The following is a 14,995-nucleotide window of genomic DNA, read 5'->3' on the forward strand; positions in this document are numbered from 1 at the left end:
TTCGTCCGAACTGGTTCGTACTGCAGAGGGCCGGGGGTGCGTCGGCGACGGCGGGGCGCCGCTCAGGCGGACGAGGAGGCGCGGGCCGGGGCGACCACGGAGGTCGCCACCCGGCGCCGCGCGAACAGCGGCAGGGTGACCGCGACGAGCGGCCCGATCAGCAGGGCCTCGGCCGCCGTGCCGATGCCGACCTGGCCGCCGAGCAGCCAGCCCACGGCGAGCACCGTGACCTCGATGACGGTGCGGGCGACGCCCACCCGCCAGCCGAGCCGGGTGTGCAGCCCGAGCATGAGGCCGTCGCGCGGCCCCGGCCCGAAGTCGGCGCCGATGTAGAGGCCGCTGGCGACCGCGAGCAACAGCAGGCCGCCGGCGAAGGTCAGGCCCTGCGCCCACCACACGGTCTGCTGGGGCAGCAGATGCAGGCCCAGGTCGGCGACCGGGCCGATCATCAGGGTGTTCGCGAGCGTCCCGAAGCGCGGCCGCTGGCGCAGGGGGATCCAGAGCAGCAGGACGACGAGGCTCGTGACGAACGTGACGGTGCCGAACGAGAGGCCCGTGCGCTGCGAGAGGCCCTGCGACAGCACGTCCCACGGGGCGACGCCGATGCCGGCCCGCACCATCAGGGCGATCGCGAAGCCGTAGGCGATCAGGCCGACGAACAGCTGGAGCAGGCGGCGGGAGAAGAGCATGGGTCGATCCAATCGCCCGACTGGCCTGGTGGCAAGAGGCCAATCGGCCTAGGGTGGCCGCGTGACCAACCTCGACCACGGTGCCACCACCGTCTCGTCTCGGGCGTTGAACGCCCTGCTCGACTCGTGGCGCGCCTCCTCGGCTCCGGGTTACCTGGCGCTCGCCGACCGCATCCGCCTGCTCGTGCTCGACGGGCGGCTGCCGGTCGGCACGCGCCTGCCGTCCGAGCGCGACCTCTGCGCCCACCTCGGAGTCAGCCGCACCACCGTGGCCTCGGCCTACGCGGCCCTGCGCGACTCGGGGCACGTCGACAGCGTGCGGGGCAGCGGCAGCGTCGTCCGCCTGCCGGCGCGCGCCTCGGTGCCGCGCCCGACGACCACCGAGGGGCTGCTCGACCTGACCAAGGCGGCGTTGCCCGCGGTGGACGGCATCGCCGAGGCGGCCCAGCGTGCGGCGGGGCGGTTGGGCGCCTACCTCGACGACTCGGGCTACGACCCGGTCGGGCGGCCGGTGCTGCGCGAGGCGATCGCCGAGCGGTACCGACGCCGCGGGCTCGCGACGAGCGCGGACCAGATCGTCGTCACCCTCGGGGCCCAGCACGCCATCGCCCTGCTCGCCCGCGTGCTCGTCTCGCGCGGCGACCGTGCCGTGGTCGAGGCGCCCGGCTACCCGCACGCGTTCGAGGCCCTGCGCGGGGCCGGGGCACGGCTCGTGCCCGTCAGCGTGACCGTCGACGACGGGTGGGACGAGGCGTCGCTGATGCAGGCCCTGCGTCGGACGAGCCCCCCGGTGGCGTACCTGATGCCCGACTTCCACAACCCGACGGGGGCGACCATGCCCGCCGAGCAGCGCGTGCGCGTCCTCGAGGCGGCCGCCGCCGAGGGCACGGTGGTGATCGCCGACGAGACGATGGCCGAGATGGCGATCGACGACCGTCGGGACGCCCCCCGGCCGATGGCGGCGTACGGCCGGGCGGTCTCGATCGGCTCGGTCGGCAAGTCGCTCTGGGGCGGGCTGCGGATCGGCTGGATCCGTGCCGAGCGCCCGCTCGTCGACCGGCTCGTGCGCGCCCGCTCGGCCGGAGACCTCGGCACGCCCGTGCTCGAGCAACTCGTCGTCGCCGAGTTGCTCGGCGACTTCGACCGCGTGCTGGAGGCGCGGGCCGGTCACCTGAGACGAGGTCGCGACCGCGTCGTCCGGGGCCTGCGCGAGCAGTTCCCGTCGTGGCAGGTGCCGTCGCCGGCCGGCGGGCTCACGACCTGGGTCGGGCTCGGCGCACCGGTCAGCTCACAGCTCACCCTGGCCGCCCGCCGCGAGGGGCTGCTGCTCGCCGCCGGTCCGGTCTTCGGCGTCGACGGGGCCTTCGAGCGGTTCGTGCGCGTGCCGTTCTCTTACGCCGACAGCGACACCGACCGCGCGCTCGCCGCCCTGCGCGCCGCGTGGGACGGCATCGACGGCGTGCAGGCGCCGGCCTCGCCGCTGCTGGCCGAGGTGGTCTGAGGGGCGCGACCCGCGCCTCCTCGGCCCCGCGGGGCATCGGCTCGTCCCCACCCGGGCGAGCTGTCGTCGTCCTGCGCGGCGTGCAAGAAGCCGCCGCGAGTTCCCAGAGAGGCTGGTGACAATGGAGGTGCGGTGGACGTCGTCCGCCGCCTCCTCCCTCGCTCTCCCCTCACCACCGGAGCACCGTGCACCTGCTGTCCGTCTTCAGCCTGCGCAACCGCGCGCTGATCGCCCTCGTCACCATCGTCGTCGCCGTCTTCGGCGGCATCGCCCTGACCTCGCTCAAGCAAGAGCTCGCGCCGAACGTGCAGTTCCCGCAGATCGCGATCGTCAGCTCGTACCCGGGCGCCACGCCAGAGGTCGTCAACGAGGACGTCTCGACGCCGATCGAGCAAGCCGTCCAGATCATCCCCGGGCTCGAGGGCACCTCGGCGACGTCGAGCACCTCGCAGAGCACGGTGTCGGCCGAGTTCACCTACGGCACCGACCTCGACTCGGCCGAGCAGAAGATCCAGTCGGCCATCAACCGCCTGACGCTGCCCGACTCCGTCGACACCCAGGTGGTCACGGGCAGCCTGGCCGACCTGCCGGTCATCCAGATCGCCGTGACGGGCTACGACTCGGCGAACTCGCAGGCGCTCGTCGACCGCCTGACGAACGTCACCGTGCCCGACCTGCAGAAGCTCGACGGCGTCCGCGAGGCCTCGATCTACGGCGACGCCGGTCAGCGCGTCACCATCTCGCCCGACCAGACGGCCCTCGCCGAGAGAGGGTTGACGACCGCCGCCTTCCAGGACGCCCTCGACGCCAACGGCACGCTGATCCCCGGCGGCACCATCACGCAAGACGGCAAGACGCTGTCGATCCAGGCGGGTCAGCGACTCACCAACGTCGACGAGATCCGTGCCCTGCCGCTGCTCGACGCCACCTCGGCCACCACGATCGGCGACGTCGCCGACGTGCAGCTGACCGGCGCGCCCGTCACGTCCATCAGCCGCGTCGACGGGCAGGACGCCCTGACGGTCGCCATCACCAAGACCCTCGACGCCAACACCGTCGACGTGTCGCAGACCGTCCGCGACGCGATCCCGAGCCTCGCCTCCGACCTGGGCGACGGGGTCGAGCTGACCGTCGTGTTCGACCAGGCGCCGTTCATCCAGCAGTCGATCGACTCGCTGGCCGAAGAGGGGCTGCTCGGGCTCGTCTTCGCCGTGGTCGTCATCTTGATCTTCCTGCTGTCGATCCGGTCGACGATCGTCACGGCCATCAGCATCCCGACGAGCGTGCTCATCACGTTCATCGGCCTGCAGGCGGCCGATTACACGCTGAACATCCTGACCCTCGGCGCCCTGACCATCGCCATCGGCCGGGTGGTCGACGACTCGATCGTGGTCATCGAGAACATCAAGCGCCACCTCACGGCGGGCGTCGACCGGCTCGAGGCCATCACGGTGGGCGTGCGCGAGGTCGCGGGCGCCATCACGGCGTCGACGGTCACCACCGTCGTGGTCTTCCTGCCGCTGGCGTTCGTCGGCAACATCACCGGCGAGCTGTTCCGGCCCTTCGCCCTGACCGTCACCATCGCGCTCGTCGCGTCGTTGTTCGTCGCGCTGACCATCGTGCCGGTGCTGGCGTACTGGTTCCTCCGGGCGCCGAAGGCGCACAAGCACGCTCCGGGCGCCGAGGCCGCGGCCGTCGAGGGCGCGACGGTCGAGTCGCTGACGACCCGCGCCTCCGACCCGTCCGACGCCCGGCCGCTCGACCGCCTGCGTCGCGCGTACGTGCCGGTGCTGCGGGGCACCCTCAAGCGGCCGGTCGTGACGATCCTCGTCGCGCTGCTCGTGCTCGTGGGCACGGGCGCCGTCATCCCGTTCATGAAGACGAACTTCCTCGGGGCGAGCGGCCAGAACACGTTCACCGTCACCCAGACCCTGCCGCCGGCGTCGAGCCTGCAGACCCAGTCCGACGCCGCCGACCGGGTCGAGAAGGTGCTCGACGGCGTCGAGGGCATCGAGACGGTGCAGCTGACCATCGGGTCGAGCGGCACGTCGATCGCGAGCTTCTTGGGCGGGTCGGGCGACAGCACCGTCACCTACTCGATCACCACCGACGAGAGCGCCGACCAGGACGCACTGCAGGCCGACGTGCGGTCGCAGCTGGCCGACGTGTCGGACGCCGGCGAGATCGAGGTGTCGGCGTCGAGCGGCTTCGGCACGAGCAACGACATCACCGTCGACGTCACCGCCCCCGACCCCGACAGCCTGCAGACCGCGACGGACGCCGTGCTGACGAAGGTGCAGGGTCTGCCCGGCACGGCCGAGGCGAGCTCGAACCTGCAGGCGGCCCAGCCGATCATCGGCGTGCAGGTCGACCGCGCGGCCGCCGCGGCACTCGGCTACAGCGAGGTCGCCGTGGGTGGCATCGTGTCGCAGGCGCTCCAGCCCTTCCGGGTGGGGTCGCTCGAGATCGACGACAGCTCGGTCGACGTCTACACCGTCGACCCGACCCCGCCGGCGACCATCGACGAGCTCGGGGCCCTCGAGCTGCCGAGCCCGACGGGGCCGGTGCGGCTCGACTCGATCGCCACGGTCGAGCAGACGACGGGGCCGACCTCGGTCACGACGACCGACGCCGTGCGCTCGGCGACCGTGACGATCACGCCCTCGACCGACGACCTCTCGGCCGCCGGCACCGAGGTCTCTGACGCGGTCGCGGCCGTCGACCTGCCCGACGGCACCGACGCGACGATCGGAGGGGCGACGGCCGACCAGGCCAACGCGTTCTCGCAGCTCTTCCTCGCGGTGCTCATCGCCATCCTGATCGTCTACATCGTGATGGTGGCGACGTTCCGCAGCCTGATCCAGCCCATCCTGCTGCTGGTGTCGATCCCGTTCGCGGCGACCGGGGCGATCCTGCTGCAACTGGCCTCGGGCGTCCCCCTCGGCGTCGCGTCGCTGATCGGCGTGCTCATGCTGGTCGGCATCGTGGTGACGAACGCGATCGTGCTGATCGACCTGGTGAACCAGTACCGCGACAAGGGCCTGCGGGTGCGCGAGGCCCTGCTCGAGGGGGCGTCGCGACGCTTGCGGCCGATCCTCATGACGGCGGCGGCCACGATCTTCGCCCTCACCCCGATGGCGCTCGGCGTCACCGGTCACGGCGGCTTCATCTCGCAGCCGCTGGCGATCGTCGTGATCGGCGGGCTCGTGTCGTCGACGGTGCTGACCCTCGTCGTGCTACCGGTCATCTACTACCTGTACGAGCGCATCGGCGAACGCCGGGCCGATCGGCGGGCTGCCGAGGCCGGGGCCCGCGCGGCTGAGGCCGGGGCCGCCCGGGGCTGACCGTGACGTCCTTCTCGTGTCGGGTCCGGTCGGCCGAGGAGGCGGGGCTTCCGGTTCGGGGGAGGCTCGGGTATCGTAGGTGGGTCGGCTCAAGACACCGCGCCTGTGGCGCGCGCACATCGGCACCCGTGGGTGCCGATCATGCACAGCTTTGAACAGCACGAGGGTTTGTAAGTCTTGTGGGCCGGATTCCCGTCGAGTCACGACGGGATGAATTCACGATTGTGAACGGTCCTGGTCAACGGCTGCCCGGGTATTTCTTCGCGTCATCTCTGACAAGCCCGGAAAGAACTCCTCCATGTCTCCTTACGACAACTCCCGCCCGCGCACCGACCGCACCGGCGGCGCTCCCAAGGCCGGCTCGAAGAGCCCCAAGCACCGCGGCCACCGCGCCGACGAGGTCGGGGCCCCCGCCCCCAAGAAGCGTTGGGACGCGAGCGAGCGCGCCGAGCGCGGACGCCGCGAGTTCGGCACCCGTGACGGCGGCGGCAACCGTGCCCCCGGCGCCGCCCGCTCGGACGACCGCCGACCGAACTGGGAGCCCCGCGAGAAGTCGGCCGGCGGCAACCGCTTCGGCAACCGCGACTTCGACGGCCGCAACGGCGAGCGTGGCCGCGACGGCGCACGCGACGCCGCCCCGCGCTTCGGTCGCGACGGTGGCCGCGAGGCCGCTCGCGGCTACGGTCTTGACGGCGGACGCGACGCCGCCCGTGGCTCCGACCGCGGGCCCCGCTCGTGGGACCGCTCCGACCGCCCCGCCCGCGACGATCGTGCTCCCCGCAGCTTCGACCGCAGCGACCGTCCTGCCCGAGACGACCGCTCGCGTGACGAGCGCGCACCGCGTTCGTACGGTGACCGTCCCGAGCGCGGTGGCCGCGCCTCCGGCGGGTACGACCGCGACGCCCGCCCGGCGCGAAGCTTCGACCGCGACGCCCGCCCGGCTCGTGACGACCGCTCGCGTGACGAGCGTGCCCCGCGCAGCTACGACCGTCCGGCTCGCGACGATCGCGCGCAGCGTCCGTACGGTGACCGTCCCGAGCGCGGTGGCCGCGCATCCGGTGGTTTCGACCGCGGCGACCGACCCGCCCGTGACGATCGCGCGCCCCGCAGCTTCGACCGCAGCGACCGCGGCGACCGCAACGACCGCCCGGCACGCGTCGGCGACCGGTCGAGCGACTTCTACCCGAAGCGCGACGCGGCCACGCACTACTCGCCCGAGGACGACGTCAAGCTCGAGAAGCTCAAGGCCGAGGTCGTCACCGCGGCCGACGTCGAGGGCGTGAGCTTCGGCGACCTGGGCCTCGGCGACAACATCGAGCGCCAGCTGGCCTCGATGGGCGCCGCCGCACCGTTCGCCATCCAGGCGGCGACGATCCCCGACGTGCTCGCCGGGCGCGACGTGCTCGGACGCGGCCGCACGGGCTCGGGCAAGACGATCGCCTTCGGCGCCCCGCTGGTCGAGAAGCTGATGGAGAACAACGGTGCGAAGAACCGCAAGATGGGCCGAAAGCCCCGTGCGCTGATCCTCGCCCCGACCCGCGAGCTCGCGATGCAGATCGACCGCACCGTGCAGCCCATCGCCCGCTCGGTCGGCCTGTTCACCACGCAGGTCTACGGCGGCGTGCCGCAGCAGCGCCAGGTCGGTGCTCTCAACCGCGGCGTCGACATCGTGATCGGCACCCCCGGTCGCATCGAGGACCTCATCGACCAGGGTCGACTCGACCTCAGCGAGGTCGTCGTGACCGTGCTCGACGAGGCCGACCACATGTGCGACCTCGGGTTCCTCGAGCCGGTGCAGCGCATCATCCGCGAGACCGCGACGGTCCGCCCCGACGGCGCCCGCGCCCAGAAGCTGCTGTTCAGCGCGACGCTCGACAAGGGCGTGGCGAAGCTCGTCGACGAGTTCCTGGTCGATCCGGCCGTGCACGAGGTCGCCGGCGAGGACCAGGCCAGCGCCACGATCGACCACCGCGTGCTGCTGATCGAGCAGCGCGACAAGACGGCCGTCATCGAGCAGCTCGCGTCGGGCAGCGGCAAGACCCTCGTCTTCGCCCGCACCCGCGCCTTCGCCGAGCAGCTCGCCGACCAGCTCGAGGACGCCGGCATCCGGTCGACGAGCCTGCACGGCGACCTGAACCAGGCCCGACGCACGCGCAACCTCCAGCTGCTCACGAGCGGCAAGGTCAACGTGCTCGTCGCGACCGACGTCGCCGCCCGCGGCATCCACGTCGACGACATCGAGCTCGTCGTCCAGGCCGACATGCCCGACGAGTACAAGACCTACATGCACCGCTCAGGCCGCACCGGCCGCGCAGGCAAGGAGGGCACCGTCGTCACCCTCATCACGCGCCAGCGCCGCCGTCGCATGGAGGAGCTGCTCGACCGCGCCGAGATCGACGCCGAGATGATCGAGGCCCGATCGGGCGACCGTCTGATCGACGAGCTCGCGGGCGTGCAGGCGTAGCAGCCGTCCTCGGGGCGCGGTCGGGGCCTGCAGGATCACACGACACCGCCGAGTGGACATCACACCGCGTCATGCGGGGGTGTCGTGTCCACTCGGCGGTGCCGCGGTATCGCCGCTCGGGGTGTTGCGGCGCTATGGCGGCCGGCGGCCGAGGGGCTAGCGGCGGTCGAAGAGGCCGCGGACGTACGAGGCCTGGCCGAGGTGCTGCACGCAGTCGTTCAGGATGCTCACGAGGCGGGCGCCGGCGGTGACCGGAGGGTCCCATGCCTCGTCGACCACGTCGTCGTACGAGGCGGCGTCGAGGTCCTCGAGGTAGGCCCGCGTCCGCAGGGTGACGGCCTCGAGGTAGCCCACGAGCAGCTCGGCGTCGACCCGCACCGCGGCCACGTCGGACGGCGACATGCCGTAGCCCATCTCGGCCGGCGAGAACGGCAGGGCGAACGACTTGGCCCAGCCGTCGGCCGTCCACACCTGGTCGGTCGCCGCGAGGTCGGCGATCTGGACGTCCTGCCCGCGGGCGGTGTGCCAGACGAGCCACGCGATCGTGTTCGCCTCGTCGTCGGGGCGCCAGGCGAGGTCGTCGACCGAGAGGTCGGCGACCGCCCGCACGGCGACGGCAGGGAGGCGCGAGAAGGCTTCGACGAGGACGTCCGAGGGGGTCATCGGCCCACCCTACGACCGGCCGCGCGCGCCCGGCCCGGGGCTCGTGCGGGCTCAGGCTTCGGCGGTCTCGCCCGCGACGGCGTCGCCCGCGACGGCGTCGCCCGCAGCGGAGTCGCCCGCGCCCGCGTCGCCGGCGACGGCCTCGCCCTCCGCGGCCGTGCGCGTCAGCGAGTCGCCGATGGCCCGCATCGCCACGGCCAGGAAGTCGAGGTGGTTGGGGTCGACCGCGTCGCGGAACGCGCGACGGTAGAACTCGTCGATCTGGTCGATGGCCTCGCGCCCGGCGGGGGCGAGTTCGAGCAGCACGCTCCGTCGGTCGGAGGGGTGCGGCTGCCGGATGATGTAGCCGCCGCCCTCGAGTCGGTCGACGAGGCTCGTGGTCGCTCCCGTCGACAGTTCGAGGAACTCGGCCGCCCGCTTCGGCGTCGTGTCGTGGTCGTTCGCGATGAAGGTCAGGCAGCGGAGGTCGGTCGTGCCCATGCCGAAGAAGTCGGCGACGAGCTTCTGCACGCGGTCGCCCTGCTGTTGCAACGACCGGTAGGCCTCGAGCACCAGCGTCACGTCGAGCTTGCCCTCGTCGTCGAGGGGCGGCGCGGAGCCGGCGGGCGGCTGGGGCGAGACGTCGGACATGAGGTGGCTCTCTGCAGGCGACGGAGGCGGACGAGGAGGCGCGACTCGCCTCCCCGGGAAGCCCAGGTTACCTCGCCAGGTGAGTTGTTCGAGCTTCGAATCACCCGGGCGGATCGATCGACGGGTGCGGGTGGAGGACCTGGGCCTCGGGCCATGTCCTCCCCGAGCCCACCGCCACCCGCATGTTATTAGGTTAGCCTTACCTCATGTCGACCCGTCGTTCGCCCGTCAAGCCCGCAGACCCCCGAGTGCACCGCCTCGAGGTGCTGCGCTCCGAACGCGTCTCGCCGAGCTTCCAGCGCGTCACCGTCGTCGGCGACGACCTGCACGAGTTCGGCGGCATGGGCTTCGACCAGTGGTTCAGGCTCTTCCTGCAGCTGCCCGGCAGCGAGTCGCTGAGGTTGCCGCGGGCCGCGACCTCGCTCTGGTACGCGCAGTACCTGGCGATCCCCGAGGCCGAGCGACCGCACTGCGCGAACTACACGGTGCGCGAGTTCCGGCCGGCGCACGCCGGGCCGGACGGTGCCGCCTCGCGCGCCGAGCTCGACATCGACTTCGTGCTGCACCGCGGCGGGTCCGGCGAGCTCGAAGGAGGCGCGGCGATCTGGGCCAGCGCCGCCCGCCCCGGCGACGCCCTCGGCCTGCTCGACCAGGGCGTGCTGTTCAACGCTCCCGACGACGCGACCGAGATCCACCTCGTCGCCGACGAGACCGGGCTGCCGGGGACGGAAGGCATCGTGCGGTCGCTGCACCGCGCCTCCGTAGGCTCGGTGATCCAGGAGGTGCCGACCCGTGCCGACGTGCGGCCGCTCGACGCACCGGCGGGCGTCGAGGTGACGTGGGTCGTGCGGGACGAGCTCGACCCGCGTGCGTTCGGCGGCGACGCCGACCGCGTGGGCAGCGGCGACGCCGGCGGCGCGGGCGTCGCGCCGGGGGAGGGGGCGCTCGCCGCGCTGCTGTCGCGCTCGGCGGCCGACCCGCGGGCCTACGCCTACGTCGTCGGCGAGTCGGCGCTGGCGACCGGCGGTCGGCGGCACCTGCACGCGGCGGGGCTGCCGAAGAACCGCATCACGTTCTCGGGGTACTGGAAGCGCTGACGGGCCGTCCCGGGGTCGCGGACCAGACCGGCGCAGGGGGCTGGCGACGAGGTCGCACCACCGTCAGGTCGTCGAACCACCTTCCGGCGTGGTTCGACGACGCGACGGTGGTGCGACCAGGTCGGGGACGAGAGCCAGAGGAGGCGCCGGTCACCAGGCCGCGGGCAGCGGGTCCCCGGCGGCGGGCGGGTGCTCGACGAGGGCGACGGCGTCGTCGCGGTCGACGTGGCCGGGGAAGTTGTAGCGCGCGAAGCGACCGCTCGGGTCGTGGATCGAGGTCGGCATGGCGATGGAGGTGCGGCGCAGGGCCTCCACCAGCACGGCGGTCGAGGTCGGGTCGAGCGTCGCGTCCTGCCGGTCGCGCAGGATGAACTCGACCCGCGCCTCCTTCGCGGTCACCCGCAGCACGAGGACGCGACCGCCCTTGCCGACGGGCGCCGTGGTCAGGACGGCCCGGTCGATCTGGGCCAGGGGGATCGGCTGCCGGTCGCCGGCGCGCAGCCGCCCGGTGTCGAGGTCGACCCAGGGCTGCGGGGCACGGGCGTTGCGGATGAGGGTGACCACGGCGAAGATCCCGGCCGTGACCGCGACGGCGATCAGCAGGGCGAGGTCCCAGCGGAAGGTCACCTCGGCGATGCGGAAGACGAAGTTGACGCCCTGGAACGCCAGCAAGAACGTGAACGCCGTCGTCGCCCCGACCCACGTCGACCACCAGCGGCGCTCGCCGATGCGCACCCAGCCGTGCGGCAGCTCGGCGGGTGTCGGGTCGGCGGGTGTCGGGTCGGCAGGTGTCGGGTCGGGCTCGGTCGGGCCGTCGGGAGGCGCGGGCGCGTCGTCGGGATCGCTCACCCGACCGACGCTACCGGTGCCGGCGAGGGGAGGTGCGGGTCAGCCGCGCAGGACGCGGGCCTCCCACGGCGCGAGCGTCAGCCCGGCCCCGCCGGGCCGGGTGCCGATCACGACCTGCGGCACCGAGCGGCGCCGCAGCGCCGGGTGCAGGGCCGGATCGAGCTCGTAGGGCTCGCCCGACCAGTTGGCCAGGACGAGCAGCTGCTCGTCGCCGAGCGTGCGCGTGAAGGCGTACAGCTGCTCGTCGTCCGGTGCCAGCAGCTCGAACGACCCGAGCGCCACGACCGGCGACTCCTTGCGCAGCGCGATCAGGCGCCGGTAGTGCTCGAACACCGAGCGGTCGCCTGCCGCCCGGTCGGCCTCGACGTTCACGGCGTCGTGGTTCGCGACCACCTCGATCCACGGGGTGCCGGTGCTGAATCCCGCCGCCGCGCCTCCTGACCACTGGACGGGGGTGCGGGCGTTGTCGCGGCTGCGGAAGCGCAGCGACTCGAGCAGGGCCTCGGGGTCGGCACCGGCCGCGACCGACTCGTCGAACCAGTTGATCGACTCGATGTCGCGGTACTGCTCGATCGAGGTGAAGCCGGCGTTCGTCATGCCGATCTCGTCGCCCTGGTACACGTACGGCGTGCCGCGGTGCAGGTGCAGCACGGTCGCCAGCAGCGTCGCCGACTCGACCCGGTACCGGCCGTCGTCACCGAAGCGCGACACCGAGCGGGGTTGGTCGTGGTTGCCGAGGTAGAGGCTGTTCCAGCCCTGGTCGGCGAGGCCCTCCTGCCACCGCGAGAGCGAGCGCTTGAGGGCCACGAGGTCGAACGGCAGGTTGTCGAACTTCGAGGCGGGGCCGTGGTCGAGGCCCACGTGCTCGAACTGGAAGACCATGTCGAGTTCGTGCCGGTCGGCCGCCGTGAAGAGCCTCGCGTCGTCGACGGTCACGCCCGGCATCTCGCCCACCGTGATGAGCTCGCGGTCGCTGCGGTGCGCGAAGACCTCGCGGTGCATCTCGCGCAGGTGGTCGTGGATCTGGCCGCCCATCACGAAGTGCGACGCCCCCGGCGCCAGCGACGAGGGCTCCTTCGCGATGTGGTTGATGACGTCCATGCGGAACCCGTCGACGCCCCGGTCGAGCCAGCGGTTCATCATGTCGAAGACGGCGCGACGCAGGTCGGGGTTCTCCCAGTTCAGGTCGGGCTGCTTCGACGCGAACATGTGCAGGTAGTACTGGCCGGTGCCCTCGTCGAGGGTCCAGGCCGGGCCGCTGAAGGCACTGCGCCACGCCGTCGGGTAGGTGCCGGCGCCGGGCGTGCCGGCGGCGTCCGACCCCTCGCCCTCGGGCAGCGGGTCGCGCCAGAGGTACCAGTCGCGCTTCGGGGAGTCGCGCGACGAGCGGGCCTCGACGAACCAGGCGTGCTCGTCGCTCGTGTGGTTGACGACGAGGTCCATCACGAGCTTCATGCCGAGCGCGTGCACCTCGGCCGTCAGCGCGTCGAACTCGTCGAGCGTGCCGAACAGCGGGTCGACGTCGTCGTAGTCGCTGATGTCGTAGCCGTTGTCGGCCTGGGGCGAGCGGTAGATCGGCGACAGCCAGATCACGTCGACCCCGAGGTCGCGCAGGTGCCCGAGCCGCTGACGGATGCCGCCGAGGTCGCCGACCCCGTCGCCGTTCGAGTCCGCGAAGCTGCGCGGGTAGATCTGGTAGACGGTTGCGGTCGTCCACCAGGCGGGTGGGGCGGAGGGGGTGGTGTCGTTCGTCGTCGAGTCGCTCACGCGCCCAGCCTGTCACGGTGGCGACGGCGCACCCTCGCGTTCGGCAGTGGGCGATTTGCCTAGGCAGGTGTTGTGCGCCGATCGAGGGGGTGGGGCGGGGAGGCGCGGGTGCGGGGTCAGGGCGCGGCGCGACCGAGCTCGCGCTCGAGCAGCTCGAGGTCGATCTTGACGTGCTCGCGAGCGATGGCCGCGGCGTCGGAGGCCCGCCCCTCGCAGATCGCGGCGACGAGCGCCTCGTGGTCGGCGAGGGCCCGCAGCTCCATCTCGCGCATGCCGTCCGGCCCGCCCCAGAGGTGCGCCGGCGCCGAGATGCTCACCCGCGCCTCCAGGTCGAACAGCACGCCGCGCAGCGTGGCGTTGCCCGCGGCCTCGGCGATCGCGACGTGCAGCGCCTCGTCGGCCTGCTGCGACGCGAGCCCCGACGGTGCGGCGCGGTAGCGCTCGAGCCGGTCGTGCAGTCGGTCGACGTCGTCGCTCGAGCGGTTGTCGGCAGCGGCCTCGGCGACGACGCCGTGCAGCCGGCTGATCGCCTCGCTCGTGTCGCGGAGGTCCGACCAGCGCGCCGAGAGCGTGCGGCGCACGACGTCCGCCCCGGAGCCCGGCGTCGGCGCCTGGACGAACGAGCCGCCGCCGCGCCCGCGCTGCGTCACGATCAGCCCCTGCTCGACCAGCCGGGCCAGCGCGGCGCGGACGGTCATGCGGCCCACGCGCAACGAGGCGGCGAGGTCGCGCTCGGGGGGCAGGCGCGAGCCGGGCAGGTACTCACCGATCGTGATGGCCGTGACGAGCCGGTCGGTGATGTCGTCGACGCGGGTCGTGGGGGCGAGCGGCGCCCCGAGCGCACCACCGAGGGCGCCGTCGACCGCGACGTCCGGGCGTGCGCCGCCCGCGCCTCCTCGGCTGTCGTCCTGGCTCATCGCGTCCTCGTCCCGCCCCTGACCGCCCTCGCGTGCACCGCCCGCGAGGCCTCGTCGTGTTACGAGCAGATTAAGGCATCGAGAAAGGTCTTGTCGCGAGACCTTAGGCGGGTGCATGCTCACCGGCATGTCCACGATCACGACCGGCACCGCCCCGTTCCACGACGCCGAGACCTGGTACCGGGTCACCACGCCCGACGAGCCGCGCGACGGCGCCCTGCCGCTCGTCGTGCTGCACGGCGGCCCGGGCATGGCCCACGACTACCTGCGCAACCTCGAGGCCCTCGCCGACGAGACCGGTCGCACCGTCGTGCACTACGACCAGCTCGGCTGCGGCCGCAGCACCCACCTGCCCGACGCCCCGGTCGGCTTCTGGCAGGCGAGCCTCTTCGTCGCCGAGTTCGAGGCCCTCGTCACCCACCTCGGCCTCGAGCGGTACCACCTGCTCGGCCAGTCGTGGGGCGGGATGCTGGGCGCCGAGATCGCCGTGACGGCACCGGACGGCCTGACGAGCCTGGCGATCTGCAACTCGCCCGCGTCCATGCAGCTCTGGGTCGAGGGCGCCGCCGAGCTGCGGGCGCAGCTGCCGGCCGACACCCAGGAGGCGCTGGCCCGCCACGAGGCGGACGGCACGACCATCGACCCCGAGTACCTCGCGGCCACGCAGGAGTTCTACGAACGTCACGTCTGCCGCGTGGTGCCCATGCCGCAGGACTTCGTCGACAGCGAGGAGCAGATGGAGGCCGAGCCGACCGTCTACCACACGATGAACGGGCCGAACGAGTTCCACGTCATCGGCACGATGCGCGACTGGACGATCGTCGACCGGCTGCCGTCGGTCACCGCCCCGACCCTCGTCGTCGCCGGCGAGCACGACGAGGCCACCCCCGCGACGTGGCAGCCGTTCGTCGACGGCATCGCCGACGTCCGCTCGCACGTCTTCGCCGGCGCCAGCCACTGCTCGCACCTCGAGCAGCCCGAGGCGTTCCGCGCCGTCGTCGCCGGGTTCCTGGCGTCGCACGACGACGCCGCCGACGCGACCCGCGCCTCCTGACCGACGCGACCCGCGCCTCC

At 72.8% G+C, this 14,995-nt stretch carries 11 protein-coding genes; 5 read left to right on the forward strand and 6 right to left on the reverse strand.

From position 1 onward, the window contains the following. Nucleotides 1–62: 62 nt before the first annotated feature. The gene (locus tag ASG05_RS11810; protein ID WP_056260983.1) at nucleotides 63–689 is read right to left on the reverse strand and encodes a YitT family protein; all 627 of its coding nucleotides are present in this window, start codon (nucleotides 687–689) and stop codon (nucleotides 63–65) included. A gap of 61 nt (nucleotides 690–750) precedes the next feature. On the opposite strand from ASG05_RS11810, the gene ASG05_RS11815 reads away from it, so the two are divergent. From ASG05_RS11815 to ASG05_RS11825, 3 genes are all read left to right on the forward strand, one after another. Then, nucleotides 751–2,190, forward strand: a complete 1,440-nt coding sequence (locus ASG05_RS11815; RefSeq protein WP_056260985.1) for a PLP-dependent aminotransferase family protein — start codon at nucleotides 751–753, stop codon at nucleotides 2,188–2,190. A 185-nt stretch (nucleotides 2,191–2,375) separates the two neighbouring features. After that, complete coding sequence (locus ASG05_RS11820) at nucleotides 2,376–5,534, forward strand: efflux RND transporter permease subunit (RefSeq protein WP_056260988.1); 3,159 nt, start codon at nucleotides 2,376–2,378, stop codon at nucleotides 5,532–5,534. A gap of 298 nt (nucleotides 5,535–5,832) precedes the next feature. Next, complete coding sequence (locus ASG05_RS11825; protein WP_056260991.1) at nucleotides 5,833–7,998, forward strand: DEAD/DEAH box helicase; 2,166 nt, start codon at nucleotides 5,833–5,835, stop codon at nucleotides 7,996–7,998. Nucleotides 7,999–8,154: 156 nt separating this feature from the next. Here ASG05_RS11825 and ASG05_RS11830 read toward each other — a convergent pair whose 3' ends face one another. Continuing rightward, complete coding sequence (locus ASG05_RS11830; RefSeq protein ID WP_056260993.1) at nucleotides 8,155–8,661, reverse strand: DinB family protein; 507 nt, start codon at nucleotides 8,659–8,661, stop codon at nucleotides 8,155–8,157. Between the two features lie 51 nt (nucleotides 8,662–8,712). Next, on the reverse strand, nucleotides 8,713–9,291 hold the full coding sequence (locus ASG05_RS11835) for a MarR family winged helix-turn-helix transcriptional regulator (RefSeq protein WP_056260996.1): 579 nt from the start codon (nucleotides 9,289–9,291) through the stop codon (nucleotides 8,713–8,715). 206 nt (nucleotides 9,292–9,497) lie between these two features. Here ASG05_RS11835 and ASG05_RS11840 point away from each other — a divergent pair, with 206 nt between their 5' ends. Further along, on the forward strand, nucleotides 9,498–10,388 hold the full coding sequence (locus ASG05_RS11840; RefSeq protein ID WP_056260999.1) for a siderophore-interacting protein: 891 nt from the start codon (nucleotides 9,498–9,500) through the stop codon (nucleotides 10,386–10,388). Nucleotides 10,389–10,538: 150 nt separating this feature from the next. On the opposite strand, the gene ASG05_RS11845 is transcribed toward ASG05_RS11840, so the two are convergent. The 3 genes from ASG05_RS11845 to ASG05_RS11855 all read right to left on the reverse strand — a co-directional run bounded on the left by ASG05_RS11845 (nucleotide 10,539) and on the right by ASG05_RS11855 (nucleotide 13,921). Next, a complete protein-coding gene (locus tag ASG05_RS11845) occupies nucleotides 10,539–11,237 on the reverse strand; it encodes a hypothetical protein (RefSeq protein WP_056261001.1) in 699 nt (232 codons plus the stop codon). Nucleotides 11,238–11,276: 39 nt separating this feature from the next. Next, the gene (locus ASG05_RS11850; protein ID WP_056261002.1) at nucleotides 11,277–13,004 is read right to left on the reverse strand and encodes an alpha-glucosidase; all 1,728 of its coding nucleotides are present in this window, start codon (nucleotides 13,002–13,004) and stop codon (nucleotides 11,277–11,279) included. 116 nt (nucleotides 13,005–13,120) lie between these two features. Beyond that, nucleotides 13,121–13,921 carry a FadR/GntR family transcriptional regulator gene (locus ASG05_RS11855; protein ID WP_082486736.1) on the reverse strand — a complete coding sequence of 267 codons (801 nt, stop codon included), beginning with the start codon at nucleotides 13,919–13,921 and terminating at the stop codon, nucleotides 13,121–13,123. A gap of 127 nt (nucleotides 13,922–14,048) precedes the next feature. On the opposite strand from ASG05_RS11855, the gene ASG05_RS11860 reads away from it, so the two are divergent. Further along, nucleotides 14,049–14,975, forward strand: a complete 927-nt coding sequence (locus ASG05_RS11860; RefSeq protein ID WP_235491499.1) for a proline iminopeptidase-family hydrolase — start codon at nucleotides 14,049–14,051, stop codon at nucleotides 14,973–14,975. Nucleotides 14,976–14,995 lie beyond the last annotated feature (20 nt).

This window comes from Frigoribacterium sp. Leaf186 (genome assembly GCF_001423905.1).
Taxonomy (GTDB): Bacteria; Actinomycetota; Actinomycetes; order Actinomycetales; family Microbacteriaceae; genus Frigoribacterium.